Source organism: Cupriavidus sp. Met-2 (assembly GCF_049843575.1).
GTDB classification, from domain to species: Bacteria; Pseudomonadota; Gammaproteobacteria; order Burkholderiales; family Burkholderiaceae; genus Cupriavidus; species Cupriavidus metallidurans.
In genome coordinates, this window is record NZ_JBBHZL010000005.1 from 403660 (window position 1) to 430477 (window position 26818).

The 26818-nt window shown below is 60.5% G+C and carries 22 protein-coding genes and 4 pseudogenes; 11 read left to right on the forward strand and 15 right to left on the reverse strand.

Annotated elements, in window-relative coordinates:
- Positions 1-433: 433 nt before the first annotated feature.
- Both WD006_RS14460 and WD006_RS14465 read left to right on the forward strand, forming a co-directional pair.
- Entirely contained in the window at positions 434-2035 is a 1602-nt protein-coding gene (locus tag WD006_RS14460; RefSeq protein WP_024569973.1) for an ATP-dependent nuclease, read from the forward strand.
- Positions 2028-3098, forward strand: coding sequence for a UvrD-helicase domain-containing protein (locus WD006_RS14465; protein ID WP_017513706.1), 1071 nt, complete (start codon positions 2028-2030; stop codon positions 3096-3098). The genes WD006_RS14460 and WD006_RS14465 overlap by 8 nt, the downstream gene beginning before the upstream one ends.
- Positions 3099-3344: 246 nt before the next feature.
- Here the strand turns inward: WD006_RS14465 and WD006_RS14470 are convergent, their stop codons facing one another.
- The 6 genes from WD006_RS14470 to WD006_RS14495 all read right to left on the reverse strand — a co-directional run bounded on the left by WD006_RS14470 (position 3345) and on the right by WD006_RS14495 (position 11192).
- A complete protein-coding gene (locus WD006_RS14470; protein ID WP_017513707.1) occupies positions 3345-3476 on the reverse strand; it encodes a hypothetical protein in 132 nt (43 codons plus the stop codon).
- 9 nt (positions 3477-3485) lie between these two features.
- On the reverse strand, positions 3486-4844 hold the full coding sequence (locus tag WD006_RS14475; protein WP_111733677.1) for a TniQ family protein: 1359 nt from the start codon (positions 4842-4844) through the stop codon (positions 3486-3488).
- Positions 4845-4853: 9 nt separating this feature from the next.
- Complete coding sequence (locus tag WD006_RS14480; RefSeq protein ID WP_017513709.1) at positions 4854-5819, reverse strand: TniB family NTP-binding protein; 966 nt, start codon at positions 5817-5819, stop codon at positions 4854-4856.
- Positions 5820-5834: 15 nt separating this feature from the next.
- Complete coding sequence (locus WD006_RS14485; RefSeq protein WP_375199009.1) at positions 5835-7778, reverse strand: Mu transposase C-terminal domain-containing protein; 1944 nt, start codon at positions 7776-7778, stop codon at positions 5835-5837.
- 189 nt (positions 7779-7967) lie between these two features.
- Complete coding sequence (locus WD006_RS14490) at positions 7968-8645, reverse strand: hypothetical protein (RefSeq protein ID WP_133258068.1); 678 nt, start codon at positions 8643-8645, stop codon at positions 7968-7970.
- A 516-nt stretch (positions 8646-9161) separates the two neighbouring features.
- Positions 9162-11192: a phage integrase family protein gene (locus WD006_RS14495; protein WP_231108954.1), complete on the reverse strand. Its 2031-nt coding sequence runs from the start codon at positions 11190-11192 to the stop codon at positions 9162-9164.
- Between the two features lie 475 nt (positions 11193-11667).
- On the opposite strand from WD006_RS14495, the gene WD006_RS14500 reads away from it, so the two are divergent.
- Positions 11668-12213: a 3-keto-5-aminohexanoate cleavage protein gene (locus WD006_RS14500; protein WP_017515406.1), complete on the forward strand. Its 546-nt coding sequence runs from the start codon at positions 11668-11670 to the stop codon at positions 12211-12213.
- Positions 12214-12225: 12 nt separating this feature from the next.
- Here the strand turns inward: WD006_RS14500 and WD006_RS14505 are convergent.
- Together WD006_RS14505 and WD006_RS14510 are read right to left on the reverse strand one after the other, a co-directional pair.
- Positions 12226-12768: pseudogene (locus WD006_RS14505) on the reverse strand (NAD(P)H-dependent flavin oxidoreductase); the annotation flags it as partial.
- Positions 12769-12786: 18 nt separating this feature from the next.
- Positions 12787-13383, reverse strand: a complete 597-nt coding sequence (locus WD006_RS14510) for a nitronate monooxygenase (protein WP_017511943.1) — start codon at positions 13381-13383, stop codon at positions 12787-12789.
- Between the two features lie 501 nt (positions 13384-13884).
- Here WD006_RS14510 and WD006_RS14515 point away from each other — a divergent pair.
- The 3 genes and pseudogenes from WD006_RS14515 to WD006_RS14525 all read left to right on the forward strand — a co-directional run.
- Positions 13885-14259 (forward strand): annotated as a pseudogene (locus WD006_RS14515) (type IV toxin-antitoxin system AbiEi family antitoxin domain-containing protein); the annotation flags it as partial.
- Positions 14260-14581: 322 nt separating this feature from the next.
- Entirely contained in the window at positions 14582-14818 is a 237-nt protein-coding gene (locus WD006_RS14520) for a type II toxin-antitoxin system VapB family antitoxin (RefSeq protein ID WP_008652555.1), read from the forward strand.
- Positions 14772-15017, forward strand: a complete 246-nt coding sequence (locus WD006_RS14525; RefSeq protein ID WP_223277379.1) for a cytochrome c1 — start codon at positions 14772-14774, stop codon at positions 15015-15017. Before WD006_RS14520 ends, WD006_RS14525 begins: the two co-directional genes overlap by 47 nt.
- A gap of 543 nt (positions 15018-15560) precedes the next feature.
- Here WD006_RS14525 and WD006_RS14530 read toward each other — a convergent pair.
- On the reverse strand, positions 15561-15842 hold the full coding sequence (locus WD006_RS14530) for a hypothetical protein (RefSeq protein WP_008652558.1): 282 nt from the start codon (positions 15840-15842) through the stop codon (positions 15561-15563).
- 587 nt (positions 15843-16429) lie between these two features.
- Here WD006_RS14530 and WD006_RS14535 point away from each other — a divergent pair.
- Complete coding sequence (locus WD006_RS14535) at positions 16430-17056, forward strand: tyrosine-type recombinase/integrase (protein ID WP_008652562.1); 627 nt, start codon at positions 16430-16432, stop codon at positions 17054-17056.
- A gap of 431 nt (positions 17057-17487) precedes the next feature.
- Here WD006_RS14535 and WD006_RS14540 read toward each other — a convergent pair.
- The 3 genes and pseudogenes from WD006_RS14540 to WD006_RS14550 form a co-directional block, all read right to left on the reverse strand.
- Positions 17488-18138, reverse strand: a pseudogene (locus tag WD006_RS14540) (acyl-CoA dehydrogenase family protein); the annotation flags it as partial.
- A 624-nt stretch (positions 18139-18762) separates the two neighbouring features.
- The gene (locus tag WD006_RS14545) at positions 18763-19116 is read right to left on the reverse strand and encodes a hypothetical protein (protein ID WP_008652569.1); all 354 of its coding nucleotides are present in this window, start codon (positions 19114-19116) and stop codon (positions 18763-18765) included.
- Positions 19117-19183: 67 nt separating this feature from the next.
- On the reverse strand, positions 19184-20008 hold the full coding sequence (locus WD006_RS14550; RefSeq protein ID WP_227461555.1) for a c-type cytochrome: 825 nt from the start codon (positions 20006-20008) through the stop codon (positions 19184-19186).
- Between the two features lie 860 nt (positions 20009-20868).
- Between WD006_RS14550 and WD006_RS14555 the strand changes: the two genes are divergently transcribed.
- Both WD006_RS14555 and copK read left to right on the forward strand, forming a co-directional pair.
- Positions 20869-21225, forward strand: coding sequence for a Cu(II)/Cu(I) resistance protein CopM (locus WD006_RS14555; RefSeq protein WP_128646544.1), 357 nt, complete (start codon positions 20869-20871; stop codon positions 21223-21225).
- Between the two features lie 29 nt (positions 21226-21254).
- Positions 21255-21539, forward strand: a complete 285-nt coding sequence (gene copK, locus WD006_RS14560) for a periplasmic Cu(I)/Cu(II)-binding protein CopK (RefSeq protein WP_008652571.1) — start codon at positions 21255-21257, stop codon at positions 21537-21539.
- A 24-nt stretch (positions 21540-21563) separates the two neighbouring features.
- On the opposite strand, the gene WD006_RS14565 is transcribed toward copK, so the two are convergent.
- The 3 genes from WD006_RS14565 to WD006_RS14575 are packed head-to-tail and all read right to left on the reverse strand — an operon-like array spanning position 21564 to position 24183.
- Entirely contained in the window at positions 21564-22058 is a 495-nt protein-coding gene (locus tag WD006_RS14565; protein ID WP_011514844.1) for a hypothetical protein, read from the reverse strand.
- Positions 22059-22108: 50 nt separating this feature from the next.
- A complete protein-coding gene (locus WD006_RS14570; RefSeq protein WP_008652574.1) occupies positions 22109-23500 on the reverse strand; it encodes a heavy metal sensor histidine kinase in 1392 nt (463 codons plus the stop codon).
- A complete protein-coding gene (locus WD006_RS14575; RefSeq protein ID WP_008652575.1) occupies positions 23497-24183 on the reverse strand; it encodes a heavy metal response regulator transcription factor in 687 nt (228 codons plus the stop codon). The genes WD006_RS14570 and WD006_RS14575 overlap by 4 nt, the downstream gene beginning before the upstream one ends.
- A 203-nt stretch (positions 24184-24386) precedes the next feature.
- Here WD006_RS14575 and WD006_RS14580 point away from each other — a divergent pair, with 203 nt between their 5' ends.
- Together WD006_RS14580 and WD006_RS14585 are read left to right on the forward strand one after the other, a co-directional pair.
- Positions 24387-26231: a copper resistance system multicopper oxidase gene (locus WD006_RS14580; protein WP_011229403.1), complete on the forward strand. Its 1845-nt coding sequence runs from the start codon at positions 24387-24389 to the stop codon at positions 26229-26231.
- A 31-nt stretch (positions 26232-26262) separates the two neighbouring features.
- A pseudogene (locus WD006_RS14585) lies at positions 26263-26818 on the forward strand (copper resistance protein B); the annotation flags it as partial.

The following is a 26818-nucleotide window of genomic DNA, read 5'->3' on the forward strand; positions in this document are numbered from 1 at the left end:
CAAGGCATTGCGAATCGATGAATCACTGAACTCACTAAGGATTCTCACAAATCCTTGCCACATTGGGACTGTCGTATCAAAGAAAGATGCAGATTTGGGAAGATCGATTAGCCGTGGCTTCTCGTGGACTCACAAGTGGCCGTAGGTAACCCACAGCGAAACTGCGCTGGGGCCGAGGAATGCCGTGAGCACCCGGGCCTTGATGACACGATGCCGCGCAGTCTCCACAACCCAGCGCCCTATGCACCAGCACGCGAGCAGAATAGGACGACTTATCTTGCAGTGATTTTGAGTTGAATGGACTGCGCCTGACGTCGGTTCGCCAAAGGTTCAGCTTGCTCACGCCTGCCTCCAAGTGTCCATGCAAACGGGCGATCACCCCGTCGGCATGTGCCCTATAATCCTCCCAACAAACTTCGAGGCGGGGTGTCGGTTGATTACCAAAATCAAGATCCGCGGATACCGTATCTACACGGACTTCACGCTGTCGCCCAACCCAAAGCTCAATCTGATAGTGGGGGGCAACGAAGCCGGCAAATCGACACTGATGGAAGCCATCGCGCTCGCCCTTACCGGGCGCATCGGTGGCCGCAGCGCAAGCGAAGAGCTAAACCCGCACTGGTTTAACGCCGGAGTGGTGGCCGATTTCGTTGCCAAGATCGAGCGCGGTGAACGGCCTCGGTTTCCCGAGATCCACATCGAACTGTACTTCGCGGACAAGCCCGAGTTGCAACGGCTTTGCGGCGCTATCAATACCGACGTGCCGACCCTGGCCTGCCCAGGCCTGTCGCTGCGGATCATGCCGAATCCCGACTATGCGGACGAGCTGGCCGAGTGGATGGCCAAGCCTTCCTCCCTGTTGCCGGTCGAGTTCTACCTTGTTGACTGGCGCTCCTTCGCCGACGAGCGCATCACCAATCGCCCCCGGCAATTGGCGGCGGCCATTATCGACTCGCGGACCGTTCGCTCCTCGAGCGGCGTTGACTATCACCTGCGACAGATCCTTGGCGACCATCTCGACCCGCCGGAGCGTGCCGCCGTGTCCCTGGCCTACCGCGAGCTGAAGGCGACTATGTCGACCACGGCGCTGGACGCGATCAACAAGCGCATCGGCACGATCCACGCCTCCTTGCACGATCAGCCGATCTCGCTGGCCATGGATCAAAGCGCGCGAACCGCCTGGGACGGCGTGGTGACCCCCCATGTCAACGATGTACCGTTCTCGATGTCCGGACAGGGCCAACAGGCCGCGATCAAGATCTCGCTGGCCCTGAACCGCAATGCCGGCCACGCCGCGTTCGTCATGATCGAGGAGCCAGAGAATCACCTTTCCCATACCAGCCTGACCACGCTCCTCTCGCGGATCGAGGCGCTCACTGGCGACCATCAGCAGCTGTTCATCACCACGCACAGCACCTTCGTTCTGAACCGCCTTGGTCTCGATGCCATTCTGCTCCTGGCACACGGCAAGACGTCGAAGATTACGACGCTAGATCCCGAAACCGTCTCGTATTTTCAGCGCCTTCCCGGCTATGACACGTTGCGCATGGCCTTGGCCAAGAAGATCGTCCTCGTGGAAGGGCCCTCCGACGAGATCGTTTTCGAGCGATTCTTCAAGGACCTGTTTGGGAAGCGCCCTATGGAATTGGGCATCGACGTGATCAGCATGCGGGGATTGTCGCTGGCGCGCTGCCTTGAATTCTGCGCCGCGCTGGATAAACCGGTGGCCGCCATGCGCGACAACGATGGCACGGACCCGGCCGAGCTGTCCACAAGCGTTGATGCGTGGCTCAGTCCGGGAAGGCGTGAGCTGTTCATTGGGGAAGTCGCCCACGGCCACACCCTGGAACCGCAAATCATCCACCACAATGGCGAGGCGACATTGCGCAGCCTACTTGGCATCACGGCGAGCGCAGATCTACACAAATGGATGAGCCGGGAGAAAACCGAGACGGCGTTCCGCATCGCCAACGCAACGAGCAAGCTTACGCCACCCAAGTACATGCGCCAGGCCGCGGCGTTCATCCATGGCTAACCAGCTCACTCTGGCCGTTGCTGGCTCGCGGAAGACCCAAGGTATCGTCGAGCATTGCGCACGGCTTCTTCCGGAGCGCCGCGTCCTCGTCCTGACCTTTACCCAGGCAAATCAGGAGGAACTCCGACGCCGGCTCGGGCAACGAGCGGGCGATCACCTGGGCATCGAAGTCATGGGATGGTTCACCTTCCTGTTACGACATTTTGCAAAGCCGTTTCTCCCCTTCAAGTTTCCCGGAGCGCGGGTTCTGGGGTTCAGTTTTGAGGGGCGACCGGACAGGTACGCGAAAGGCTTGTCGCGATTTCTCGACCGCAGCGGCGCAGCCTACGCATGTGAACTCGGGCGCCTCGCCAACGAACTGCTAGGTGCCAGCAAAGGCGCCTTACTACATCGATTGGAGAGCTTGTACGATGAGATACTGATTGACGAGGTGCAAGACTTGAGCGCGCATGACTGGGAGATCGCCGATGCGCTATTGCATTCGTCAATTCAGATTCGGATGGTCGGCGATATACGGCAATCAGTTCTGGCCACGAACCCCCGTGGTACCAAAAATAAGCGGTATGCCTATGCCGAAGCGGTAAAGTGGTTCCGAGAGAGAGAGACACTCGGGAAGTTGACCATCACTGAAAGTGTGGAAACTTGGCGGTGCCACCCGAAGATCGCGGAATTTTCAGACACGATTTTCGATGCAAACTGGGCGTTTCCTTCGACCGTGTCACGCAACGAAGTACAAACAGAACACGACGGGGTATTCCTCCTCATGAAAAAGCACGTGGGGGCTTACGTGGAGCGATTCGCACCTCAATGCCTGCGGAGCATGGCAGGATCCGGCAAGGAGTTCGATTTGGATTTCATGAACTTCAAGGTCGCGAAGGGATCAACGTTTGATCGTGTGCTCATCGTTCCGACGGCCGGCATCACAGCCTTCGTGCGCCAGGGATCCACTCTAGAGCCAGTCCCTGCAGCGAGTTTTTACGTGGCCGTTACTCGAGCGGCGCAAAGCGTGGCCATCGTCATGGACAATGCGGGCGCGTCAGCATTGCCGTATTGGACTCCATAGCGGCGGACTCAAACTTCAATGCGGCTCAAAATAAAAAATGCCAGATTGCGTCGGCTTCTTCCCGGCCCGCAGTGCTGCGGCTGCCGTCTATCGAGGCTAACTTTGACCTTCTCAACGGACGAAATCCGCGAGCATGTGCAGATTTGTAAGGCATCCAGCAGCGGCCTATGCTCGAAGCACTTTCAGGATCTAGGATGCCTTGACCAGTTGTGCAATAGCGGCTGGACCGCCCGACAGTGCTTCCAGTCATTTCGCCTCGATCGAGTTCGCGATGCCGGCTTCCTTCTTGACGCTAGCCAGTCGCAGTTGGAGGTGGCTCACGATCTGGCCCTCGTTGAATGGCATCTCTGCGAGCACTTTGGCGAACGACGATAGCATCCCCGACGCTCAGGCGACTGGTCGATCTTTCTTCTTGCTTCTTACGACGGTGAACCGCTCCACTCGTAGCTGCTTGCGCGCCGCTACGACCGCCATGATGGCAGCCCGTGTGACCAGAAACTGGCATCTTCCGGCGCAGCGCCAGATGACTACATCTGCGCTGCTCCGCGCGCCGTCACTACACAATAACTGGTCCAGGTGTGCAACCGAAGCTCGCTGCGCTCTCGCCTCGTCGTATGTGTAATATTGGGGATGCGCGTCGCCTTCGTGCCACTTGAATTGATTCTGCAGGTGCTCGACATCCGCCGCCGAGAATGAAGGAGGCCCCCACAGTCGTCGCACCCCATATGCCCGCAACAACTTTGCAACTTGAACTGCCGGCAAGCCCCACCGTTCGCGTAGTATGGGGATTGACAGTCGCTCGATACAGCGACCTCGTACATCCAGCACTTGGCGGAGCGGCACTCGTGTCGCCTTGTGGCACGCCTGCTCCCTCGGAATGGCAAGATGTCGGCGCAGGAACTTTTCATTCACGATCGGGTAACTGCAGAGGATATGCGGCACCCAGCAAAGGTACACCCGGTCATCATCATCAAACCCATCGGGATAGGCACTCCAGTGACGGACCCGCTGAGCAAGTCGAGTGGAAACCTCGCGTTCGATGATCCGAAACAATTCCGATGCCACCGCACGGTGGGTTTCGCCACCATCGGGATCCAGAGCGGTAGCGAATTGACAGAACAGGAACTTGACAGGATCAATACCCGTACCAAGTACGGCACCGGCGGCGTCGGCAATAGCTTCCCATTGAAGCCCCACTAAACCGCTGCCCGATTGCACGACACCTTGCATCGAGCGCCGCGCCATACCGAGTACACGCACCAAACGACACCGGCCCTCTAGGTCCAACGTTACCAGCTCCCGGGCGGGTTGTTGCTCACCCAGTACAAAGCGCGTCAAGGCCAGTGCCTCGGCAGACGCGGCCACTGGACGGCAGCAGAACAGCGGCATGCCGCACAGGCAGTTGAAACGCCCGTTGCGCCGATGCCAGTCAAGCAGACGCCCGCAGGCCGAACAATGACTCGTAAGGTAGCAATCATGTAACAGGCAGGCTCGTACAGCACGAATCTCCCATTCAGCACGCCAGTATGATTTTTCTGCAAGGCATAGTGGGCAACACTGCCCCCCCATCTGCTCACGAAAAGCCACACTCAGCGACTCGACCTCCCCGACCAAGCTGGTTGCGTGCCTTTCGCCCGGCGGCATCGATATGGCGCTGGATCGGACGCCCCGGACACGCTGCCGAAAGCTGCTGTCGGTTTCATCCGGCTGCACAGGAAAGTCATAGACAAGATTGACGGCTTGCATGCTGCATCCTCACCAGTCGCCATCCGGCGCAAACGGTTCCCCCGGTCCATCGAGTTGGTCTTCAAATTTAAAGTGCGGGTTGAAAGGGTTCTTGCTGCCGACGCCATCACTCCAGATATCGCGTGTGAATACCGCCTCGAGCAGTTCGCTGGAAAGCAGCCGCTCATCACGCTGGTGAGCCAACTCGACAGCACCGATGAGTAACGGTTTGATGTAACCCAGCCGACCTTGCGCCGCCGACAGCATACGTCGGCCCAGCTCAGGGCCATACAACTCGCTTGCGTTCGGAAACGGCAACACCCGCGTCAAGGCCCGCAGCACGTTGAGAAAGTTCCGGAACGACACGTCGCGAACGTTCGCGTCTGCCACGTTGTCTAGCATCGCCTGGCCGAGCGCCCCCAACTCTCGGGTCGCCGTGAGGCGCCCTCGCAGTTGTTCGCACGTGGCGGTGATGCGCAGCAGCTTGTGCAGGCCCACGACCACGTAAGAGACTGGCTTCGTGCTATTCATGAGACGTTTGAGCGAATTCGCCGCGCGCGCCAGGTGCGTCACGCCCGCCCGCCCCTCCACAAAATGGTGGAACTCGTCGATCAACACCAGCTTGAGCCCGCATTCCCGGGCGATTTTGATGAACTGCGTGGACAGCTTGACCTCGGTGCCATCTGCACGCTCGTTCCCCAGGGCAAAGAGGAGCAATTCGACAATGGTCTTCTCCGTCGGATTGGTGGGAATTTCGATCACCAACGCCCATACTTGACCTGCGGGCGCGCGTGCATTCAGTTCCCGACAGACCAGACTGGCCACCGTCGACTTACCCACGCGGCTCTCGCCGACAATCTTCAAGCCGCGCTGAATGGGCGACTCCGCAAAGCGGATGACCGCTTCTACCACATCCGTGAAAGGCTGGTAGGCCACGATCACGTCGTCAATCGCCCGACTCACCGCATCGACCTCACTATAGTCGCGTCTCTTCATAGTGGCCCCACATCGTCATCGTAGATGACTGGTCGATCCGTCGACCGTCTGCAACTCGTCGCCGAGATCGGCCGCATCGAAGGGGACGTCGTCCGACCCCGGGGTCCGCGTAGACGCGGCGGAGGGCGGAACGTCGTGCGCCTTTGGAGACGTAGGCCGTGCTGCGGCTGCGCGCTGCCTGTCGCGCATGCGCGGGCTGGCTGCCAGGTCGGCGAGCACTGCTGCGAGGTCGGCACGCGCCTTGCTGGCATCACGCTCCTGCGCCAGATCGCGGTTGCGAAAGAGCTTCAACTTGCGGGCCAGGTCGTGCGCCTTGAGCGTGACCCCTTTGGCGTAGGTGGGGCAGACATTGGATACTTCGTATTCGAGTCCAGTGCCGGGGTGTTCGACCCAGACATGGCCAATATCCTCGGTATCCACCCGCACGACTACCTTCAGTTTCGCCCCATACTGATGACGCCAGGTATTGAGCTCACGGCTAGCGTAGCGCTGGTTGCCAAACATCCGCAACCCACTCTTGCTCAGGCTGTATTGATCGGTCGGCCGGGTTGCGTGGATCACCGCTGCCGCCCCTACCGGCTGCGGGGGATGTAGCCGGCAGCAGCGTTGCCACGCCGTGAGCGGCGACGCCTTGTATAGACCCTCATGCGGCATCTGCGCATAGACCCGGTTCAACCACCGCTCGAACTCACGCTGGAGCTCTTCCAGCGTGAGTCCCGTGTCCTTAACCTCGACCTCCTTGCCTCGGATGCGGATCGATAGCGTGGCGCCCGGCAGAGTAGCTATAAACGTTTCCTTGACCGTCTTGAAGAACCGTTCGATATGGGGCTTGAGTTCCGGACGCCTTGCGGGACAAAGCTCGTAGGCAATCAGCAGGGTATCGCACGCCTTCTCGACCTCGGGAGTTTTCATCTCGCTGGCACGATCGGTGCGCCAGAACTCGATCAAGCCCTGACATGGATTGACGCCAAGTTCTGCGATGACCGCCGCATCCTTTGGGGTCTTGTCCAGCATGGCGTGGCGCAGCGTCTGCAGAACCGCGTCGGTACGCGGGGGGCGCAGACCAATCTGCCAGCCGGGCACCATCCGCGTCGTCACGCATATGAGGGCGGTGAGTGTGGGCCTGCCGATTCGCTCCCCAGTCAGCGCGTCGCGCACGATGACGTTCAGCGTCGTGTGATCCAACTCACCCAGTTGCAATGCGCGCTCAGGATCCGTGGCTGGATCGTGTTGCGACATTTGAAACAAGCGATCAGCATAAGCCTTTCCGTACTTGGCGCGGACCTTGTCATACTCGGGGCGTAGCGCATATCGCCGATAAAAGGTCGCAGACGAAACCAGGGGCCAGTCTGCCTCGACCCCGAGAGCCAACCCTTCGGCGTTATGGGCCCGTATCCGCTCGTTGATGCGTCCCAGCACTTCGGTTATCGACTCTTGGCGCAGTTTGGAGTCTCGTGGCGTGAGCAGTTTGTCGATTTCGGCCTGGATCAACGCTTCGCACGCGGGGTGCAAGCGGCTGCCTCCCTTACCACCGCGCTCGTGCGAACGTGAAGCGATGCCCTCAGAGACGCCACCTGATCTCCACCACTTTCGGGCCCAATCGTAGAGGGTATGGTTCGATGGCGGCGACGGATCCTCAAGCTTGGCGGCAATCTGGTCAATGGCCCGTTGCGTGTCCGCGTTGGGCAAGAAGCCGACATTGCATTGCGCGACGCCCTTCAGATACATGTGCACGCGCAAGGTCTCCTTGCGCTGGACGGCACCGCCCACGCGTCGTGCGTGATGCGTGCGGCCTGTGGCAGGGCGAGCCCATCCGGGATGCGCGTCGATCGGATGCACCGCCCGTGCGCCCGACTCCAGGTCTCGCCCCAACAACTCGGACTCGCCCAGTACCGCCTCCAACTGGTATTGCCGACCCTGGTAGTGATAGAGGGAACCGGGACTGAGGGTAGACGACATGAACGGTCTCCGATGCAGGGACGCTGTACCTGCGTTACATGCTTCAATCTCGCCCCCTAATGCGAGCACGAGCGCTAGCCGCAAACGCGAGAAGGTGGCGTGCTGCCGTTATCGGGCGCCATTATTGGGGTGAATGTCCGCTGTCGCACGCCCCTGCGGGGTGGCATCGTCAGTGGTTTGCCGTATTGGCTACGGAAGCAGCGCGTGGGCAATTTTCCGCACGGTTTCGGCAAGCGGCTGCAAGGTGGGATCGGTCCCGAGTCGCGCAACGCGCGAAGGCGTCATGGCCTTGCGCACGGTAGGCAGGATCTGCGCCGCACGGACCTGGATCCGATCGAACAAGCGCGTCTGGTCGGCATCATCGAGCACCAGTGGATTCGGCAGCTCCCGAGTGCAGTGGCGAGGCGTCGCCACGACCAAACAGTCGGGGCGCTCGACACGCTCGAGGAGAAAAGTCACCGGGCATTGCTGGCAGTGGACCGTGTCGCCCCATTCAATCCGGCCGGGATGCGCCTGATAACGCTGGATCAGGCCGAGCACTGCCATAGCCTCGAAGAGTCCTACCAGATCCAGCGCGGGACGGCCACGCAGCCACATACCCCGACCCATGGTGGGCGAAAACCAATGGCCAACATAGCTGGACGCTGGGGCCGCGCTTCGGTCCCAGTCCGTGGGCACCCATCGCAGGGTGCCCCAAGGATCTGTCGCTGAGCGGTGAGCGTGTTCGCTGGGCATGATGGCGGCTCCTTTCCAGGTCGCGACGTCGTAAACGTCGCCTTTTTTTGGGGAAAAAGTTCCCTTGACCTGGGCCGAACCGTCTTCCATACTGAGCCTGTCACGGTTGAGTAAGAAGAAGCTGGCGACCAAGTCGCACGCATGCCGGAATCGGTGTCGTGAGTGTGGAGCTCGCGACGGCGACACAGGCGTTCAGAATTTCGATTCAGATTAGGCTTCATTTTTGCGATAGCAAGAAAAAATCGCCGGCATTTCCATGCCGGCGATTTTTTGTGCGTAACAGTAAAACGTAATTTCGTTGTATCGATTTTAATCTTTAAACAAAAACCGAACTTCGATACAAATAGTTTTAAAAAATAAACTGCTGTCGTATACAACCTTGTACGCCTTGTCAGGCGCGGCATGCGGCGCGCAATGAAATCTCACACGAGCATGCGGAGTGCCCAACGCACGCCCACAGGGACGCCGCCGCGTCGACCTGGACCACTGCACGGCACCACTATTGCGCCGGAAACAGGCAGGAGAGCCGCAGGAAAACGCTGCGCCGCAATAAACCCCACATGCCATCATCTTGCGAGCCCTAAACGGCCGCCCGCTCCCATCGTTGTGACGGGCGACATGCGTTGACGTCCGCGCGGTGGTACCGCTTCAGGGGCGCTGGGTAGACTGCGCGGCCCAAAAATGCGCCATGGCCGCTCGGCGCGCCGCCGCCTCGGTGCGCACATAGCGCGTGGTGGTGGCCAGCGATCGATGCCCGAGGTTCTGCTGCACGACCTCGACCGGCACCCCGGCGGCAAGCGCATGCGAGGCGTGGGTATGCCGCAGCCAGTGGGTACTGGCGCGCTCCAGGCATCGGGCGGCCGGTGGATCCGCGACCGCGAGGGATTGCGCGCAGCCCCGAAAGAACGCCTTGATCTGTCGATGAAAGGTGCTCGCCGCAATCGGCGCGGCCGGATCGACGGTCCGCCGATTGGCCCACGGCACACGGAGGGCCAGATCGGTTGCCCCGCCCAGCAACGCGGCGCCACCGGCCTGCCGCGGGTCACCGGGCAGGCACCGTGTCATCAGGTACTCGGCCAACTGCCGCATCAGGGTCGCCGGCAGCGGCACCTCGCGCAGGCGGCCGCCCTTGCCCACCACCTGCAGCCACCAGCCGTCCCACCCCAGGGTTCCCCCCTGCCCCGCCAGCCCTTCCTGCCGCAGATCGTCGGTGGTCGCGGCCACGAGTTCAGACAGGCGCAGGCCGGTGTCGTACAGCAAGGGCAGTGCGAACTGCAGTCGCTGGTTGACCGAGGTGGGCGGCAGCGCCGCCAACACGCGCACCAGGAGGGACCACTGGTCTGCCGTGAAGCCGCGCCCGGGATCGAGCCCCGTGACCACGGTACGTGGGGCGCGCACCGCGCGCCACGGATTGCCGCTCAGATAGCCCTGCGCGCCCAGAAACGCAAACAGGTTACCCAGCACGCCCAACGCATAGGCGCAGGAGGCGGCAGACAGGGGCCCGGCCAGCGGCCGCCAGCGCGCACTCCAGCGCGGCTCGGTGTGCGCGCTGCACCAGTCGGCCGGCGGCGCCAGCAGGAAGTCCCGGTAGGCCACCGCGTCCTCGATCGTGACGGAGGACAGCGCGCGGCCCCGGGCGAGCACCGCCCACAGCAGAAAGCGCTCGGCCTCCTTGCGGTAGGCCCGCTGCGTCGCGTTCAGAGCCCCTTCCGCCCCCTCCACGTCCACCGCACCATCGCCCTTGCTGGCGAGCCACGCGAGGATCGCATCCCGGTCGTTGTCCGCCGCCAGCCGACACTGCGTGCGCGGGCAACGGTAGGTACCGGTGCGTCCATCCAGATCAGCCGAAGGCGTAAAGCGCTCGAGCGGCAGCCAGGGGCTGACGGGCTCCGCAGGTCCCGCCCTCGCCTGGGTTGACGCACCCACCGCGTCGATCGCGTCCGGTTCGTTCGGGTCGGACGCCGGCACGGCGCCGAGCGTGTCGGCGTGGGCACGCAGGAACACGGTGATCGCGTGCGCCTTGCGCGCCCCGATGCCGCGTAAGGGACGCCACCAGTGCGGTCCGCGCGCCTGCATGAACATCACCAGATCGCCCAACGTGATCAGGCCAGCACGATGCAGGCGCGCCGCCACCGCCTCGACCAGCCAGGCCTCGCAGCCGTCCGCCGGCGACACCGGCTGGGCGACCTGCGCTTCGAGTGTGTGGATCGCGTCGAGCTGGCGGTGCAGCAACGCCTTGCGGCGGCGCTGACGGGCCAACGCCGGGCCAAAGGCGGCCTCATAGGCACTCAGTTGCTCGGCTTCCGCGAACCCATCGAGGCCTGCGGCTCGCACAAAATCGGCCAGCGACGGCAGCGGCGAGGCGCCAGGTGGCGCGAGATCGAGCCGCAGCAGCCGGGCGCGGGCGAAGTCGCCGCCACGCGCGGCCGCCGCCCCGAGTTCGGCCCGGATCCAGCCGGTCATGCGGTGCATGCGCGGGCCGTCGTCGAAGGCGCCCGCGTCGGCGAGGTAGCGCGCCCACATGGCGCGCGCGGACAGCCCCTGCGCCACCGCACGCAGGAAGGCGAAGTGGCCGCGGTGCAGGCGCGGGCGCACCACGCTATAGCGGCCGCGGGGACTATGGGGGCCATGTGGCGGCGCGGGCGCAGAGTCAGGGGAAAGGGACGAGAACATGGCCATGGCAGCTCCAGGTATCGGAGAGGGCACGGCAGAGGCGGGAGGCAGCACGCGGGCCGCAGGTGTCGGCCGATTTACGATAGCAGATAAGACGAATTATCCTGCAGTGGACACCCGCATTTTGCGGGCGGCTTTGAACGTCAACGAGTCCGTGGAGAAACTGGATTCTCTGGTGACGGGATTTCGATTGCTGTAACCCCACTAGACGTGTAGGTTGCTGCAAGGAATCCGTAGCCAACGCCATTCACTCCCACTTTCGGGCACGAGCCATTTGGCAAATGAAGACAAAGTTGTTAGGAATTTGAAGTCGGCCACGCCGCCCCCCCCTACTGGCGCGCCACGCGAGTACCGCATCCCGGTCAGCCAAAGCTGCAGACTGTGACACCTCGAGCCGCTGCAGCAGTTCATGCCCAGTCGTGCGTTTCGAGACGCCGCCCGGACGGCAGGCGCAAGTTGATTTCGCCGAGTTTCGGCTGCCATGGGGCAAGCGGTATGCCTTGTTCGTGGTGCCACGGGCTCAGTTAATTTCCCGACCCGGGTCTACGACAACGCGCCAGAACTGGTAGATTGGCTCGCCGCTGAAATACTGACGCACGACGTCAAGCCCGAAGTGGAAGCCTTCGACTTATCGATGATCTTCCAGGCCGCCAACATGCAGCGGGTCGGCAAGATCGCTGGAGAACTCCACGTCCAATTCGTGATGGGCCTCAAGAACGCAATGCCCGTCGACCGAGAGGTCCTGGAGTTCTATGTGGCGACGCTGCGTAGGCTTTCCCCCAACGCGACCTGGACAGGAGCTGGTATTGGGCGAGACCAAATTACTATGGCACGATGGCCGCTCGAACTGGGTGGACATTGCCGCACAGGTCTTGAGGACAACGTTCGCCTAGACCGAGATGTTCTCGCCCCTTCAAACGCTGCCCTAGTCCGCCAAATTGAAGCGCTTTGCGAAGAGTATGAGCGTCCAGTGGCAACTATTGCCGAGGCAAGCGCCATCCTTGGATTGAACGCCCTCGCCACATAGCAATCCAGCCTGTCAAATACTGGCGGCCAGTCGTGAGATTGACTCCGAAGCGCGATTCACAAGCTCGGCGACGATCGCTCGCGCTGGCCTCGCCTCTGTCAGTAGCCCTCCTCCGACGCCACTAGGATTGCTGTGCAGGTCCCAGCGACTGGCCGCTGCTGCCGCTGCATTGAAGTCATCCATCAAGACCTTCTGGTACGGATTTGCGAGCGGCTCCAATCCAGAGTCCTCCCAAGCCTTGATCGTGGCTTTCCGGAATCCGCGCATGGGACTTCCAGAGTAGATCCGGTCACTGCGGAAATCCTCCAGCCGCCCTTCAAGAATCTGGGACTTATGTTCGCCGGGAATATTGCATTCCTCGGCAACCAGGAACGCAGTTCCCATCCAAACTCCAACGGCCCCAAACGCCAAAGATGCAGCGATGCCCCGGCCATCGCTGATGCCTCCCGCCGCAATGACGGGGACAGAAACAGAATCGATGACATCAGGAAGCAGCGCAAAATTCGGAATTCGCCCCACATGGCCGCCGGCCTCCAGTCCTTGGGCAATGAGGAGATCTGCGCCGGCGAGCGCCTAGCTTTTAGCTTGCTTCGTGCCAGTGGCTAGTCCCATAACGAGCATCCGCTTCTCGTGCGCAGGCCCCGCGATGAGCTTCAGGTCACCGACCGCCCCTGCGAAGACCTGGACATCTTCCTCTAGAACCGCGTCGATCAAGCTTCGCGTCAAGTCAGCGCGCGAGCCACGAAGGTCCGCATCTGTGCCATCTGCAGTCGCCGCGCCAGACACGGCAATGCGACCATCTAGCTCCACTAGTTCAAGTCCGAAGCCTTTTGCCAATTCACGCACGAAAGCGGCATGCTCAGGGAACTGTTCAATAATCTCTCGCCGGATCCTGTCCCTATCCAGCTCGGCCTTCGCAGCGGCTTGTGGCAATACAAGGTTGACGCCAATGGGCTTAGCCGTCAACGCGCGAGCCTCTCGGATGACTGCACGTAGCCGCGAAGGCGATAGTCCTGCGGCACCGATAACGCCCAATCCTCCGGCTTCCGACACCGCGGCGACAAGGGCCGGAGGCGTTGCACGACCTTGAGATCCCATCCCTGCGAGACAAATGGGGTAGTTGATATCGAGCAGCTCGCACAGTCGCGTCCTGAGATGAATACCTGTCATAGATGTCTCCTAGCAACCATAGATCACGAACTAGCTAGCAACTCGTCCGCATCGCTCAACTCTCCTGGGGCAACGAGGACACCGTGGTCAATTACGAGGATATCGTCGATATATACACCGTGCTCGGTACACACAGCGTCGGGATGGTTCTCTCCACCCCCTCTTCCCACCAAGGAGTGCCAAACCCAATCGCGTCATTGCCCCGCACGCGAATGTCTTCGTTGAACGATTTCCCAGTAAACCGGGCCCGGGGATGAAATCCGTGAGAGAAGTGGATAATTGAGCCGAGCCCCCCGGTACTTGCCCTTCGCAGGGCCGCTTCGAACACCTTCCGATGACTGCCCCCTCCGGCAATGCTGCGAATACGACTTCCACCTCCATGGTTAGCCTGGCTCTGCTGGCAACGCCCGGGGCTGCACGTGGGCGGCCGCACCGCGCTGGACTGGCAGGGCGTGCGACACTTCGTGGCCCTGCGCCCACGGCTCATCTTGGGGCGAGGCGCCCACCACCCTGCCGCGTTGGGTGGACGCCGTCTATGCCTATACCTACCAGGGGTGCGCGCTGTTCGATCGGCGCCTACCGGCAGATTTCGGGATCACTGCCCTGCCCGATCACCATCCGGCGGTACGGGTGTCGGTGCCCGAGCGTGCGATCCTGGAACTGGTAAGCGACTGCACCATGAGTTCGCCCGAAGGCATGCGGCTCGTCCTCGGCGCGCTGCGCACCGTCCGCCGTCCCGTCCTCGAGCGGTTGCTGACGCATTGTCACCACCTGGACATCCGCCTGGTACTCGCCACGCTGGCCGGCCAACTCGACGCGCCCTGGGCGCAGTGGGTGGAGCGACACCTTGCCGCACGGCCGCTTAGCGCGCCGTGACGGCGTGCGCCACGCCGGGGCCGCCTTGGCGCACGCCGTCACGGCGCGCAGGAAACGAAGTGGCCGAGGTGCAGGCGCGGTCGCAGGCGACTCAGGCGGAACGGTTGCAGCCATGGCGGCTCCAAGCGTCGGAGCCCGCGCGGCACGGACTGGAGACAGAACGCAGACCACAGGTATCGGCGGCAGACAAGAATTGGCCTGCAGTGGACACACCGATTTTGCAGGCCTGTGGTGGCAAAACGCCCGCATTCCCAATGTAAGTGCGCACCAAAATCGACATCATTGGATGCTATAGTCTGTGCCGGTACTTGCGGAGATTCCTATGCGTACGACGATTACGCTTGACGATGAACTGCTGGCCAAGGCCCGTGCCTATACGGGGCTGGAAGAGAAAACGGCACTTGTGCGCGAGGCGCTAAAGGCCTTGATCCAGCGTGAAGCCGCCAAACGACTCGCGAACCTTGGCGGGAGCCAACCTGGCATCGAAGGGGCACCGCGTCGCCGCAGCGACGATGACGAAAACCGGATCGGTGAGCCACCAGACGGTGGATCAGATTAAGATCATTGAGGCTCCTGTCAATGGCGACGCACCGAATACGGTTGACGAAGAGGCCAAGGTCCTTACACGTTCACTGCCAGGCGTGGAGTCGGTCGCCGACGAAGACGGCGCGATGATCATCCGGTTCAGTGACGGAACTGAGGCTACTGTCGTGCGCAGCTTTCTCGCGTGGGCGGGCGATCCGACGTTTGAGCTTTGACTCCCTCGTGATGAGCGGACGGGCATGGCGTGTTCCCCTCGACCCCGAGTTCAGGCCGATTGAATTGGCAGCAGAAGTTGCGCGCGCGCTCTTCTCGCAATTCGCTCCCAATGCCGATGAGATTACGTTCTTATTCAAGCAGGACGTCGAATTTTTCACCCCGGAGCAAATTGGTCTAGCGTGGCTTGTCCCAATTGCGATGTGGACATCGAAGACTGGTGGGTGACCAAGATGGATGATTTCGCTGTGGGCAGACTACCTGACCTGCTGGTCAAGACTGCTGCTGTCAGGCTACCGTCTCATTGAACGATCTCAGATATTTGTGGCCGACAGCATTTGGACGGCTCGTACTTGAGGCGATGAATCCGAATCTACGCACCCTATCGGGTGAGCAAGAATCGCAACTCGAAGATGCGCTCGGCTGCAAGCTTAGAGCAATCTGTGTACCTATCTAGCTCTGATGCTCTCAACCGCCCGGAGAACGCCTGCTGTAACGGTGCTGCGCGCGAGCGCCGGCGACCGAAGGCCTTCCGAGTTTTCGCGTCATTTCCATTGGAATGATGCTGCTCGCACGAACTGCACACGCGCCTCCTCGGGCAGCCATGAAAATCCAATCTCGAGCCCGTGATCACACGCATCAGAGCATTTCGAAATGTCGACGTACTGCCAATGTTCCGGACGACACGCTTCTGCCCATATCCGCTCGAAAATGGCGCGGTCGTCGGAATCATGTGAGATGTGGTCCAACACAACCGAATAGAACGTCCATGGCTTTTCCCAATCCTTGAACTGAATTGCAACCCCGATGAGGTCAAGCGTGGCCATATTGCTTTGGTCCCAAAGACTCGAAGCGGTCAACGATACCACGCTGAATGGCTGCTTTCGGGTGTGATATGAAGGGTCGGTCACGGCCCGCTCACCGAGACGCCCCCTGCGTCCCGCACAGGAACTCGGCGATTGAGTCTCGGCAACCAACGAATCGGCAAGATCCGAAGCTGCCCCCGCACGAAAATTTTGGTCCTATGCTTCGGCTCTTCGGAGCCTGCGGTGCCTTCGGGCGCGCGCTCATGACGATCAGTATCTCGCTGATCCGAGGAAGCCTCCGGCCGTCACATGCTGCAATCCCCTTCTGCCACGGAGATAAGCGATGGATGACCATACCCAGATTCTCGTCTGCAAATGCGGGGGCCCCGTCCGGATTCGCGAACTGCACTTCGAAATCGGAGGCAACCAGGCCTTGGACTGTGCGCCATGTCCGCTGTGCTACCGAAAGCTCTACCAGATGTGCGTTGAAGGGGTCGTCTCGGCCGAACTGGTTTCGGAGGTGGAGTGGGACTAGCGCCCAGCGCCCACAACTTGAGGGGCTCCGGCACAAGCGCAAAATGGGCTCCCATCAACTCTAGGAGCTAGTCATGACTACCTCCCAAACATCTGTCACCCACCACGACCCGTGGAACAAGGGAAGACTGACGGGGCAGAAACCTCCGTTGAAGCTATCCGAGATCTGGGCCATCCGTACGCGCCTTCAGCTCACCGCAAACACGAGAGACTTGGCGATGTTCAACCTCGCCATCGACAGCAAACTGCGCGCTTGCGATCTGATCCGTCTCCGCGTTCAGGATGTCAGCGTAGGAAGACAAGTTGGCATGCGTGCGACGGTCATGCAGCAAAAGACCCATCGACCGGTGCAGTTTGAGATTACTGGCCCGACTCGCGAATGCCTCCAGGCCTGGATACATGCACGGGGATTGAGCTGCGGCGACTTTCTCTTCCCCAGTCGTTTGCATTCTTCGCCCCATATATCGACCCGACAATATGCCCGATTGGTCCATCGGTGGGTAGCCTCGATCGGCCTGGACACCTCCGCTTATGGGACGCATTCAATCCGGCGAACGAAGGTCTCTTTGATCTACCGACGGACCAAGAACTTAAGAGCCGTCCAACTGCTCCTCGGTCATACCAAGCTCGAGAGCACCGTCAGGTATTTGGGCATTGAGGTTGATGACGCTTTGGAGATTGCAGAGCAAACCGAAGTCTGACCTTTACATCGGCCGGCAGGCGGTCGCTTGTCGGCCATTAGGGGCCATTTGGTTGGTAGACGTTCGTGACCGAACTCCCCTCATTCCGGACGTAGACGCCTCTGTACCTGAATCCCAACCAAGTCGGGGAGACGCCGAACAGAATCCGCCACCCTCCGCGCATCCCGTCGCACCAATTACGCACGTTGCAAGCAAATATTAGAAAGCACTGGACAAGTCAAGCCACGAGGCCAGTGATTCGCAGGATTGACGCGCAACGCGGGTCGCTTCGCAGTTCCGGCAACCTGCGGCGCGATGCATCTCGGGTGGGATGACCGCACGGTATGTTGACATGCATCCAGAGGTCGCAGCCGAAGCGGTTCTCGGCGAACAGCCTGTTGACCCCGCTTGATGCTGGCGTGGACGTCGCGATCAGGATTGCACGTGCGCATTCAAGACCCATGCCTCTGCAGGATTTCCTTGGCGATCGTGTTACGCTGGATTTCGCTGGTTCCCGTGACGATGCGGTATAGCCGGAGCCTGCGGAAGATGAACTCGACCGGATGGTTCTTCGTGACACCCACGTTGCCATGAATCTGCACGGCCTTGTCCGCGATCTGGAAGCAGGCTTCCGAGACGAAGAGCTTGCACATCGACGCCTCCATGCGGACGTCACTGCCTGCATCGGCACGGCGCGCGGCAGCCAGCACCATGCTCTCGCAGGCAAACAGGCTGGACGCCATGTCCGCCAGCATGTGCTGGATGGCCTGGAATCGCATGATCGGGCCGCCGAACTGGCGGCGCGTGTTCGCGTAGTCAATGGACAAGCGCAGCGCCTGGCGGGCCAGGCCGATCATGGTCGGGCAGTGCAATAGGCGGTTGAGGCTGATCCGGTTCATCGCAAGCCGGAAACCGTTGCCTTCGCCGCCGATGCAGTTGCAGCGTGGCACGCGGACATTGTCGAGGATGATGTCGGCGTCCACGTACTGGCCGGTGATGGGCACGCAGGCGGTATCGAGTGTCACTCCCGGGCTGTCCAGATCGATAAAGATCGCGGAGATGCCTTCGTTGCCCTTGTCGGGGTCCGTGACGCACATCGCAAGTCCAAGCCAATTCAGAGACGACTCAGGACAAGGACAGGGATCGCAAGAACTTCGCTGAGATCTTTGAAGTGGCCGGAGTTGGCACCTGACGGTTGCTGTTCCATCGGCATGGAGGCGGTGGCGTAAAAAAAAGCCGCCCGGAGGCGGCTTTTGCCAAAGTTGCTTAGGGCAGCGCTACAGCCACAAGTGCACTCATACCCAGCCCGTGAATCGTTTCCAACACAGACAACACAGACAGCTTCACGAAATCCAGAGAGTTTTTGCCCATACCTTCACCTTCGGCCTTTCCGACACCAGTTGATGTCGAGTTAATATTTGTCATACCGCGCAGCTTGACGAAGTCAAGCACCACCAGCAGGAGAAAATAAAAGACCAGGTATGAGGCACCCAGCAGGGTCGAACTGCCCGCAACCGCCCCTGACCTAAGCAACCTTGCCGTGGATTATGCCAGATCGGCCCGTGTTCTCACGCTCGGGCGTGGCGCTTCCGGTCACAGGGGCGTTTTCTCACGATTGCCAAGCTGCATGAAGGGGCGTGCAGCGAGCGCGTCAACGAAGATTTTCTGCATTGCTGCCATCCTGTCGGCCACGGGCGGCGACTCGTATGTCCATCGGCGCCCTTTACCTACAGGTAGCCGCCCACAAGGCCGCCGGCCTGGTGCAGCATTTCCCGCAGCCACGCGTCGCGGTCCAGACCCAAATTCCGGCCGTAGGGATCGTCGTTGGGGTCGGGCGCATCGCGCTGCGCCAGCGCCTCGGCAAATTCCGCGGCAGCCTGATTACCAGCGAGGTCGACAGCAGCTGCGTTGCCCAGTGCAATCCATCCGCCAGACTGGCCCATTAGAGCCTGTGCACCGTCCAGATCAATAGCCCGCAAGGCGCCGCGCGCGGTCGCGTGTGCTGTGAGTTGGTAGTCGGCCGCAGCGTCCAGCGCGGCCTGCGCCTCGGCCTCGCGCGCGCGGTAGATATCCGGATTCATAGGGACGTTTCCTTAAGCCTGCCACGAAAATCTGGTCGCAAGATACCGAACGGTCGAGTCTTGCAAATCATGCCCGACCTGTCTCATCTGCGCTGAGAACGCAGGGAGCGTCGGATCGGCAAACGGCTCGCTGACGTAGAGTTCGGCACGCGAAATCACCGGTGTACGACAGCGACCCGACAAAGAAGGCAGTGGCCCACCTGTCGTCGTCTGGCAGCGCGCCGAAACTTGGCATGGCGGTGCCGGTAACACCGTTGCTGAGCACTTGATGCAGCGCGAAGAGGCTTCGCTCCTGCGCGCGCAGATGATCGGTCAGATCGGTTGGCTTCGGATCGAGCGTCGCAGCCAGCGGCCCATCACCACGCCCCTGCGCGCCATGGCAACTTGCGCACTGCGCCTGGAACAGCTGAGCGCCCCGACTTAGATCGGGTACTTTGGCAGGCGCCACTGGAAAAGGGTACGCGCGCTGTACAGCGGCCGCGAGTTCGTGGGCGATTTGCGCCACGGCAACCGCTGTGGCCTTGTTCGCGACTGCCTCGCGCAATGACGCTGCCTGCTCGCGTAGCGATTGAGTGGCGGGACCCTGAGGCAACTCTCCCAGTTGGCGCTCCGCTGTGGCCGCAAACTCCTGCATCTCCGCATATTCGGATCCATTGAGCACCTTGCCATCGTCCACCGCACCGCCGTAGTCAACCGCGACGTAGTCCAGGAGTTGCCAAATCTGCCGGGCTTTGGCGTCGAAGGCCTCCGCGGCGTGGACAAAGTTCGTGAACAACGCGCTGATCGTCAGCAGCAGTGCAATCGGCCAACGGCTCAGAACTCGGCAAAACATGGAGGCACCCCGGATATTCATTCGGAAATGAGTGTAATTCGCATTCGCCACCACGTCCACGCCAAACGCTTCGTTCCCGCCACCCTGCGACGCATTAGTGTCCAACGATGGCGTCGTCGGCTAGGCCAAGCGAGATCCTACCGTCAAGTGAGGCCTAAGGATCGCGCCGGATCTCAATGTAATCCCCCCGACAGTTTCCGGTTAACTCCTCGTACTGAGTCCCTCGCATTGCAGACGCCGCAAAACTGACAAGTCAATGCGACGCACCGTGCTTGCTGCATTCCTTCTCGCACCTTTCGCAAATCGTGGCACACAGCGCACAGATCTCCCTTGCGTGCTGGGGCTTTCTGAGGCCACCATCGCCGCTGCGAATGCGCAGGCCTGCACGCACCCGATATCAAGTTCGATGCTGTAGCGAGGCGTCTCAATGAACGCCCGCGCAAGACACTAAACTTCGGTACGCCGGCTGAACGACTCCATCAAGCTGTTGCGTTGACCGGTTGAATCCACAGGTGAAATCCGCTGCCACGCCGCAATGCCCACGCGCATCCACGAAGAATGCGCATCCAATCGTTAAATGACGGGAATCTAACCGCCACATGACATAGTTCTTTCAGAGCGGCTTCAAGTATTACCGCATCAGAAGCGATGCAATGCTCTTAAATTTTTCAATATCCAATCCAAGCTCCAGACGTTTGCCTTTGCATTGGCGCGATCAACGCAGGAAAAGATTTGTATTCATTACCGTATGAAACTGTATCTTCAATTTCTTCCCCGCCAGTGTTACCTCGTTAACATCAATCTTTCGGGAGGATTACATTTTCGCTCTATACGGCCCGCTGCTCGGGTCCGGGAATAAAATTAAATTGAAAAGACAGTTCTCGAACGCCCCATCCGCTACTTGTAATGTCAGGATGCGAATGAAAGCAGGCATGCCACTCCTCTTGTCCGTTGGCGCAGCCATCTGCCTTGTGCCGGGACAGGTGTGGGCAATACAACTGGCATGGGTTGCCGAGACACCGACTGGACTGGGCATTGATGGCATCAAGGCCGAACGCCGCGACGACGGGGATGAGGTCCAGCTATTGGTGTTGGCGGCCAATCCCCGGCATCACTCGATGAAGCATGTTACGCCGCCGAAGGCGACGAGCCAGCCGCCGGACCGATCGACGCCGGCATCTGCACCGGACAGTCAACAGGCGGGTTGCGAAGATGACAAGAAGACAAGGTCCACTGAACCTGTTGTTCCACAACATGGTGGACCCAATGCGCCCTAGTGCAGGACCATAACCTGGAGATCTAAACGATGAAACAAAAACTGATGGTCGGAGCCTTCATTGCTGCCGTATCGCTGAGTGCGGCGGCGGTCGATATGAGCAATGTCGTTAAAACCTACGATTTGCAGGACGGCTCGAAGGTGCACGTTTTCAAGGACGGCAAGATGGGCATGGAGAACAAGTTCGGCAAGTCCATGAACATGCCGGAAGGCAAGGTCATGGAGACCAGGGATGGCACGAAAATCATCATGAAGGGCAACGAGATTTTCAGGCTCGACGAAGCCCTCAGGAAGGGCCACAGCGAAGGGGGCTGATGCTGCCAGGGCGCGTTGCGCGCCCTACTTCGCCCACTCGGGGGATGCAGAAACGAAAATCCGCAACGGCCTCGTTGCCTGCATTCTCCATTCCTGCCGTTCCCCCGCAAGCAAATGAATCGTCACGGGCTGACTATTCGCCATTGGCGTCATGGCTTCGCTCTGCGATAGCACGACAGCGACGTCGATGCTTTTTTCACCCAGGTTTCGCAAGCTGAGCGAAACCGACTCACCGGTCCGGACGGCACGGCTCGCAGGCTGGCCGTCGAGACGGTCCACCTCCACGACCCACTCCGTCGCCGGCCATGTCTTTCCCGACGCGCCCGGCGCCAGATAGGCGGCCGCGGCAGGTTGCACGTCCGGGATGGGGATGATGTGTGCGTGAGCGACAAGCCCCGATAAGCTCGCCAGCCCAACGATTCCATATCTAATTCGACGCAACGCTTGCCTCCACTGCAGTAAGATTTGAAAGCCCATCGGGTCACTTGCTTCCGCCTCGCGGCGCAAGCTGACCAGCACGGCAGCCCACCCCAGGCAGCGCTGCTGTGCGCGAGGCCCTTGCGCGGGCCTCAGGTCAGTCCGAGGCGACCATGCGGGAACGTCATGGTGAAACGGGTTTTTCCGCCGGAACAGTCCGCGGCAATTTTTCCGCCATGCGCAACCACGATCGCCTTGGTGATCGACAGTCCCAGTCCGACACTGTCCGAATCCAGTCGCGTCCTGGACTTATCTGCCCGAAAAAACCGATCAAAAATGTAAGGAAGCAGATCCGGCCGGATTTCCTCGCCCTCATTCTCCACCACGATCATGGCATCAGTTCCGTGCTCCCGTACAGACACCAGGATCTGACGACCCTCCGCGGTGTAACGCAGCGCATTGGATAAGAGGTTGCTGAGCGCCCGACGCATCATCAGACGGTCGCCCGCTAATTTGGCGTTCCCCTGCAGTTGCAGGTTGACCCCCTTGTCCTCGGCCAGCGCGTCGTAGAAGTCGAAGAGTGCCAGCACTTCATCGGCAATATCGATCGACTCCTCATTGGGCAGCGTGATGCCGTGCTCCATTTTTGCCAGATACAGCATATCCGAGACCATCCGTCCAAGACGCTGCAATTCCTCGGCGTTTGAGGTCAGCACATCGCGATACTTTGCGGCGTCACGCGGCTGGGACAGAACGACATGTGTCTGCGTCATGAGGTTGGTAATCGGGGTGCGCAACTCGTGCGCCAGATCTGACGAAAATTCCGACAACCGTTGAAAATCGTTCTGCAGACGCTCGAGCATCGCGTTCAATGTCGCCGCGAGATCCGCCATCTCGACTGGCACCGCGGCCACCGGCATGCGCGCATCCAATCGGTTCGCCGTCACATCTTTAGCGCGCGATGCCATCATGCGCAGTGGCGCCAGACCGCGGCGCGCAGCCCACCAGCCCAGCAAGCCGCTAGCGAAAGCAGCGAGCGTTGTATAGAAAGCCAAGGACCGGCGGAAGGCATGCATAAAGTGTGCATGAATCTCCGTGTCCATTCCGACGACCACTTTCAAGGCGCCCACATCCGAGCCTAAAACGGGCACCTCCGCTCGCATGCCGCGGTAGTGCTTGGTTTCCTGCTGCCACACGAAGGTGCCTTCGGAGTTCGGCCCCTCGTTCGTAGCGCTCTCCGCCGGCCTGAAATCGAAATCCCGCGTGGCAAAAATCGTCTTGCCTTGCGCGGTCTGCACCCGTGCGACAAAGCCGGGATGGTGCTCCACCAACTCCTGCAGGCGCGCAGGCAGACGTTCCACAGGAGTTTCATCCGCGACGCGTTCAATCAGACGGATGTTGTCCCCCAGCACCACAAAATCTTCGTTGGCGAAGTGCCGGTCCATCGCCAGCCAGATAAGCACGCCAAGTCCGAGCAGGACCACTGCGGAGGAAAGCGAGAACAGGATGGTCAGCCGAACAGTCAGGGACAGACGGTGCCTCATAGAGGATCCTCAGGTGCCTCGAGGACGTATCCCATGCCGCGCACAGTCTGGATCAGCTTTACTTCAAAGCCGTCATCGATTTTTGCCCGCAGGCGCCGGATCGCCACGTCGATCACGTTACTATCGCTATCGAAGTTCATGTCCCACACCTGGGAGGCAATGAGGGATCGGGGAAGCACCTCCCCCCTTCGACGCGCAAACAACTCGAGCAAGGCGAATTCCTTACTGGTCAGCGTGATGCGTCGCCCACCGCGAGACGCTCGCCGCCGGCTCAGATCCAGAATCAGATCGGCCACTTGAATCCGGTCCATCGCTAGTTGCACCGCGCCTCGACGCAGCAGCGTCCTGACCCTGGCAAGCAGCTCCGAAAAGGCAAATGGCTTGACCAGATAGTCATCCGCGCCGAGCTCGAGGCCTCGCACGCGATCGGCAACACTGTCTCGCGCCGTCAGAAACAAGACCGGGACCGCGTTCCCTGACGCGCGGATGGCATGCAGAATATGCCATCCGTCGACGTCGGGCAGCATGACATCGAGGATGATGAGATCGTAGGTTTCATTGACCGCAAAGTGTTGACCATCGAGTCCATTGGCGACCAGGTCGACCACGAACCCCGCCTCGGTCAGGCCCTGCCGGAGATACTCCCCCGTCTTGACTTCATCTTCCACTACCAGCAGTTTCATTACCCAACCTCCTCCCAACGCGATCGGCCGGGTTTTGTTAATACAAATTTTTATCTTCGGCGTAGTCTACCCAGTACGCACCGAGGTGACCCCAACCTGTCCGGAATGTAATGTTCAGGTAAGTCGTCGGTAGCCAGCATCTCGCTACTCTTTGACCTGCCGCAAAAACCGAAGCGGCCATTCAAGCGAAAAGGACTATTTTCATGCGACGTGATCGACTGTCTGGCATCTTGCTGCCCAACCTGCCACGCCGCCGTTTCGTACAAGGTTTGGCCGCCGGCGGGGTAATGGCGGGGCTGAGTGCTTTGGGCGGAACTGCGTGGGCACAATCATCGGGACTCCCCGAAAGCGCTTCATCCGGCACCGCCCCGGTATTGACGGGGACGGAGTTTGACCTTGTCATCGCCGAATCGGTTGTCAACTTTACCGGTACGCCGCGGGTGGCGACAACTATCAATGGGATGCTTCCCGGTCCGACGTTGCGCTGGCGGCAAGGCGACACCGTGACGATCCGCGTCACGAACCGCTTGCACGAGCACACGTCAATCCACTGGCACGGCATCATCCTGCCGTTCCAGATGGACGGCGTACCGGGAATCAGCTTTGCCGGTATCGCCCCCGGCGAGACATTTACCTACCAGTTCAAGGTCGAACAAACCGGCAGCTACTGGTATCACTCGCATTCCGGCTTCCAGGAAATGACCGGTGTGTATGGCGGCATCGTGATTGATCCGGCCACCGGCGTGGACGGTGTGCGAGCCGACAGGGACTACACCATTCTGCTCTCGGACTGGACCGACGAGGACCCCATGCGAGTCCTGTCGAAACTGAAGGTTCAGAGCGACTACTACAACTACATCAAGCCCACCGTCTTCGATTTTTTCCGCGACGTTTCAAACGACGGTGTGAAGAGCGCTTTCGAGAAGCGCAAGATGTGGAACGAGATGCGGATGAATCCGACCGACCTGGCGGATCTTTCCGGTGCCACACTGACCTATCTGACCAATGGCGTTACCCCCGCTGGCAATTGGACTGGCTTGTTCAAGCCCGGTGAGAAGGTACGCCTGCGGTTCATCAATGGGTCCGGGAATACGTTCTATGACGTACGTATTCCCGGCCTGAAGCTCAAGGTCATTCAAGTCGACGGCCAGAACCTGGAACCCGTAAGCGTTGACGAGTTCCGCTTTGGTCCCGGCGAGACCTACGACGTGCTGGTGGAACCGCGAGACGACGCCTATACGATCTTCTCCCAATCCATGGATCGCACTGGCTACGCCCGCGGCACACTCGCGGTGCGCGCAGGACTCAACGCCCAGGTGCCGGCCGTGGACAAGCCCGAGTGGCTCACCATGAGCGACATGATGGGTGGCATGGGTGGCATGGGTGGCATGGACCACAGCAAGATGGACATGGGCGGCATGAACCAAGGCAGCATGGCTGGCATGAACCATGGGGCCATGACCATGGACCATAGCCAGCACGCGATGGGCGGCATGGCCATGGATGCTTCGCTCAAGGTCCCCAGCACGAAGGCTCGGCACGCCAAGACCGAATATGGCGCGAACACGGACATGCGCGTGGACATGGCCAGAACGAATCTCGACGACCCTGGCATCGGTCTGCGTAACAACGGCCGCCGCGTTCTGACGCTGGCCGATCAACATACCATTGGCGGCCCCCTCGACAAGCGCGGTCCTGCTCGGGAAGTTGAACTGCACCTCACCGGCAACATGGAACGCTACTCCTGGTCAATCGATGGTGTTGAGTACGGCAAATCCACACCGGTCCGTTTCAAGTACGGTGAACGACTGCGCGTGATTCTGCACAACGACACGATGATGACTCACCCGATGCACCTGCACGGCATGTGGAGTGAGCTCGAGTCGCCTGACGGTTCGTTCCAGGCCCGGCGACATACCATTCCGGTCCAACCTGCGCAGCGGATCAGCTTCCTGGTAACCGCCGACGCATTGGGCCGCTGGGCATGGCACTGCCACCTTATGTTGCACATGGATGCCGGGATGTTCCGCGAAGTACTTGTGGCCTGATCCGACTCTCTTCAACCGACTACCAGATCCCATGTACAAGTACACACGAATTGCAGTCGCCGCCCTGCTCACTGCAGGAATGAGCGCCGCGTGGGCACAGCACTCGCATTCGCCCAACAGTTCAAACAACGATGGTGCGCCGGCAAACGAAGCAACGCCGGATTCACGCCCCCAGAAGGCGACAGCCCCAACCGCGAAGAAGCAGGGCTCAACGCCGAGCGCAGGACAAGGCTCAATGCAGGGCATGGACCACAGCAAGATGCAGGGCATGGACCAGGGCTCGATGCAGGGCATGGACCACAGCAAGATGCAAGGCATGGACCAGGGCTCAATGCAGGGCATGGACCACAGCAAGATGCAAGGCATGGACCAGGGCTCAATGCAGGGCATGGACCACAGCAAAATGCAAGGCATGGACCAGGGCTCAATGCAGGGCATGGATCATGGCGCCATGCAGATGCAGGGTGGAAGCGCTCCGCCGGACGCCAGAGATCCAGATGCTTATTCCGACGGCGCAAAGCTCGGCGTCGGCCAATACGCGATTGGCCCCAGCCGGTCGCTGCATATGGCGGACGAACATATCTTCG

Excerpts from the sequence above, each read along its gene's own strand:
- WD006_RS14465 (WP_017513706.1), top strand. The coding sequence starts at position 2,028 with ATGGCTAACCAGCTCACTCTGGCCGTTGCTGGCTCGCGGAAGACCCAA.
- WD006_RS14470 (WP_017513707.1), bottom strand. The coding sequence starts at position 3,476 with ATGCTATCGTCGTTCGCCAAAGTGCTCGCAGAGATGCCATTCAACGAG.
- WD006_RS14475 (WP_111733677.1), bottom strand. The coding sequence starts at position 4,844 with ATGCAAGCCGTCAATCTTGTCTATGACTTTCCTGTGCAGCCGGATGAA.
- WD006_RS14480 (WP_017513709.1), bottom strand. The coding sequence starts at position 5,819 with ATGAAGAGACGCGACTATAGTGAGGTCGATGCGGTGAGTCGGGCGATT.
- WD006_RS14485 (WP_375199009.1), bottom strand. The coding sequence starts at position 7,778 with ATGTCGTCTACCCTCAGTCCCGGTTCCCTCTATCACTACCAGGGTCGG.
- WD006_RS14495 (WP_231108954.1), bottom strand. The coding sequence starts at position 11,192 with ATGGCCATGTTCTCGTCCCTTTCCCCTGACTCTGCGCCCGCGCCGCCA.
- WD006_RS14500 (WP_017515406.1), top strand. The coding sequence starts at position 11,668 with ATGGGGCAAGCGGTATGCCTTGTTCGTGGTGCCACGGGCTCAGTTAAT.
- WD006_RS14510 (WP_017511943.1), bottom strand. The coding sequence starts at position 13,383 with ATGACAGGTATTCATCTCAGGACGCGACTGTGCGAGCTGCTCGATATC.
- WD006_RS14520 (WP_008652555.1), top strand. The coding sequence starts at position 14,582 with ATGCGTACGACGATTACGCTTGACGATGAACTGCTGGCCAAGGCCCGT.
- WD006_RS14525 (WP_223277379.1), top strand. The coding sequence starts at position 14,772 with ATGACGAAAACCGGATCGGTGAGCCACCAGACGGTGGATCAGATTAAG.
- WD006_RS14530 (WP_008652558.1), bottom strand. The coding sequence starts at position 15,842 with ATGGCCACGCTTGACCTCATCGGGGTTGCAATTCAGTTCAAGGATTGG.
- WD006_RS14535 (WP_008652562.1), top strand. The coding sequence starts at position 16,430 with ATGACTACCTCCCAAACATCTGTCACCCACCACGACCCGTGGAACAAG.
- WD006_RS14545 (WP_008652569.1), bottom strand. The coding sequence starts at position 19,116 with ATGAATCCGGATATCTACCGCGCGCGCGAGGCCGAGGCGCAGGCCGCG.
- WD006_RS14555 (WP_128646544.1), top strand. The coding sequence starts at position 20,869 with ATGAAAGCAGGCATGCCACTCCTCTTGTCCGTTGGCGCAGCCATCTGC.
- copK (WP_008652571.1), top strand. The coding sequence starts at position 21,255 with ATGAAACAAAAACTGATGGTCGGAGCCTTCATTGCTGCCGTATCGCTG.
- WD006_RS14570 (WP_008652574.1), bottom strand. The coding sequence starts at position 23,500 with ATGAGGCACCGTCTGTCCCTGACTGTTCGGCTGACCATCCTGTTCTCG.
- WD006_RS14575 (WP_008652575.1), bottom strand. The coding sequence starts at position 24,183 with ATGAAACTGCTGGTAGTGGAAGATGAAGTCAAGACGGGGGAGTATCTC.
- WD006_RS14580 (WP_011229403.1), top strand. The coding sequence starts at position 24,387 with ATGCGACGTGATCGACTGTCTGGCATCTTGCTGCCCAACCTGCCACGC.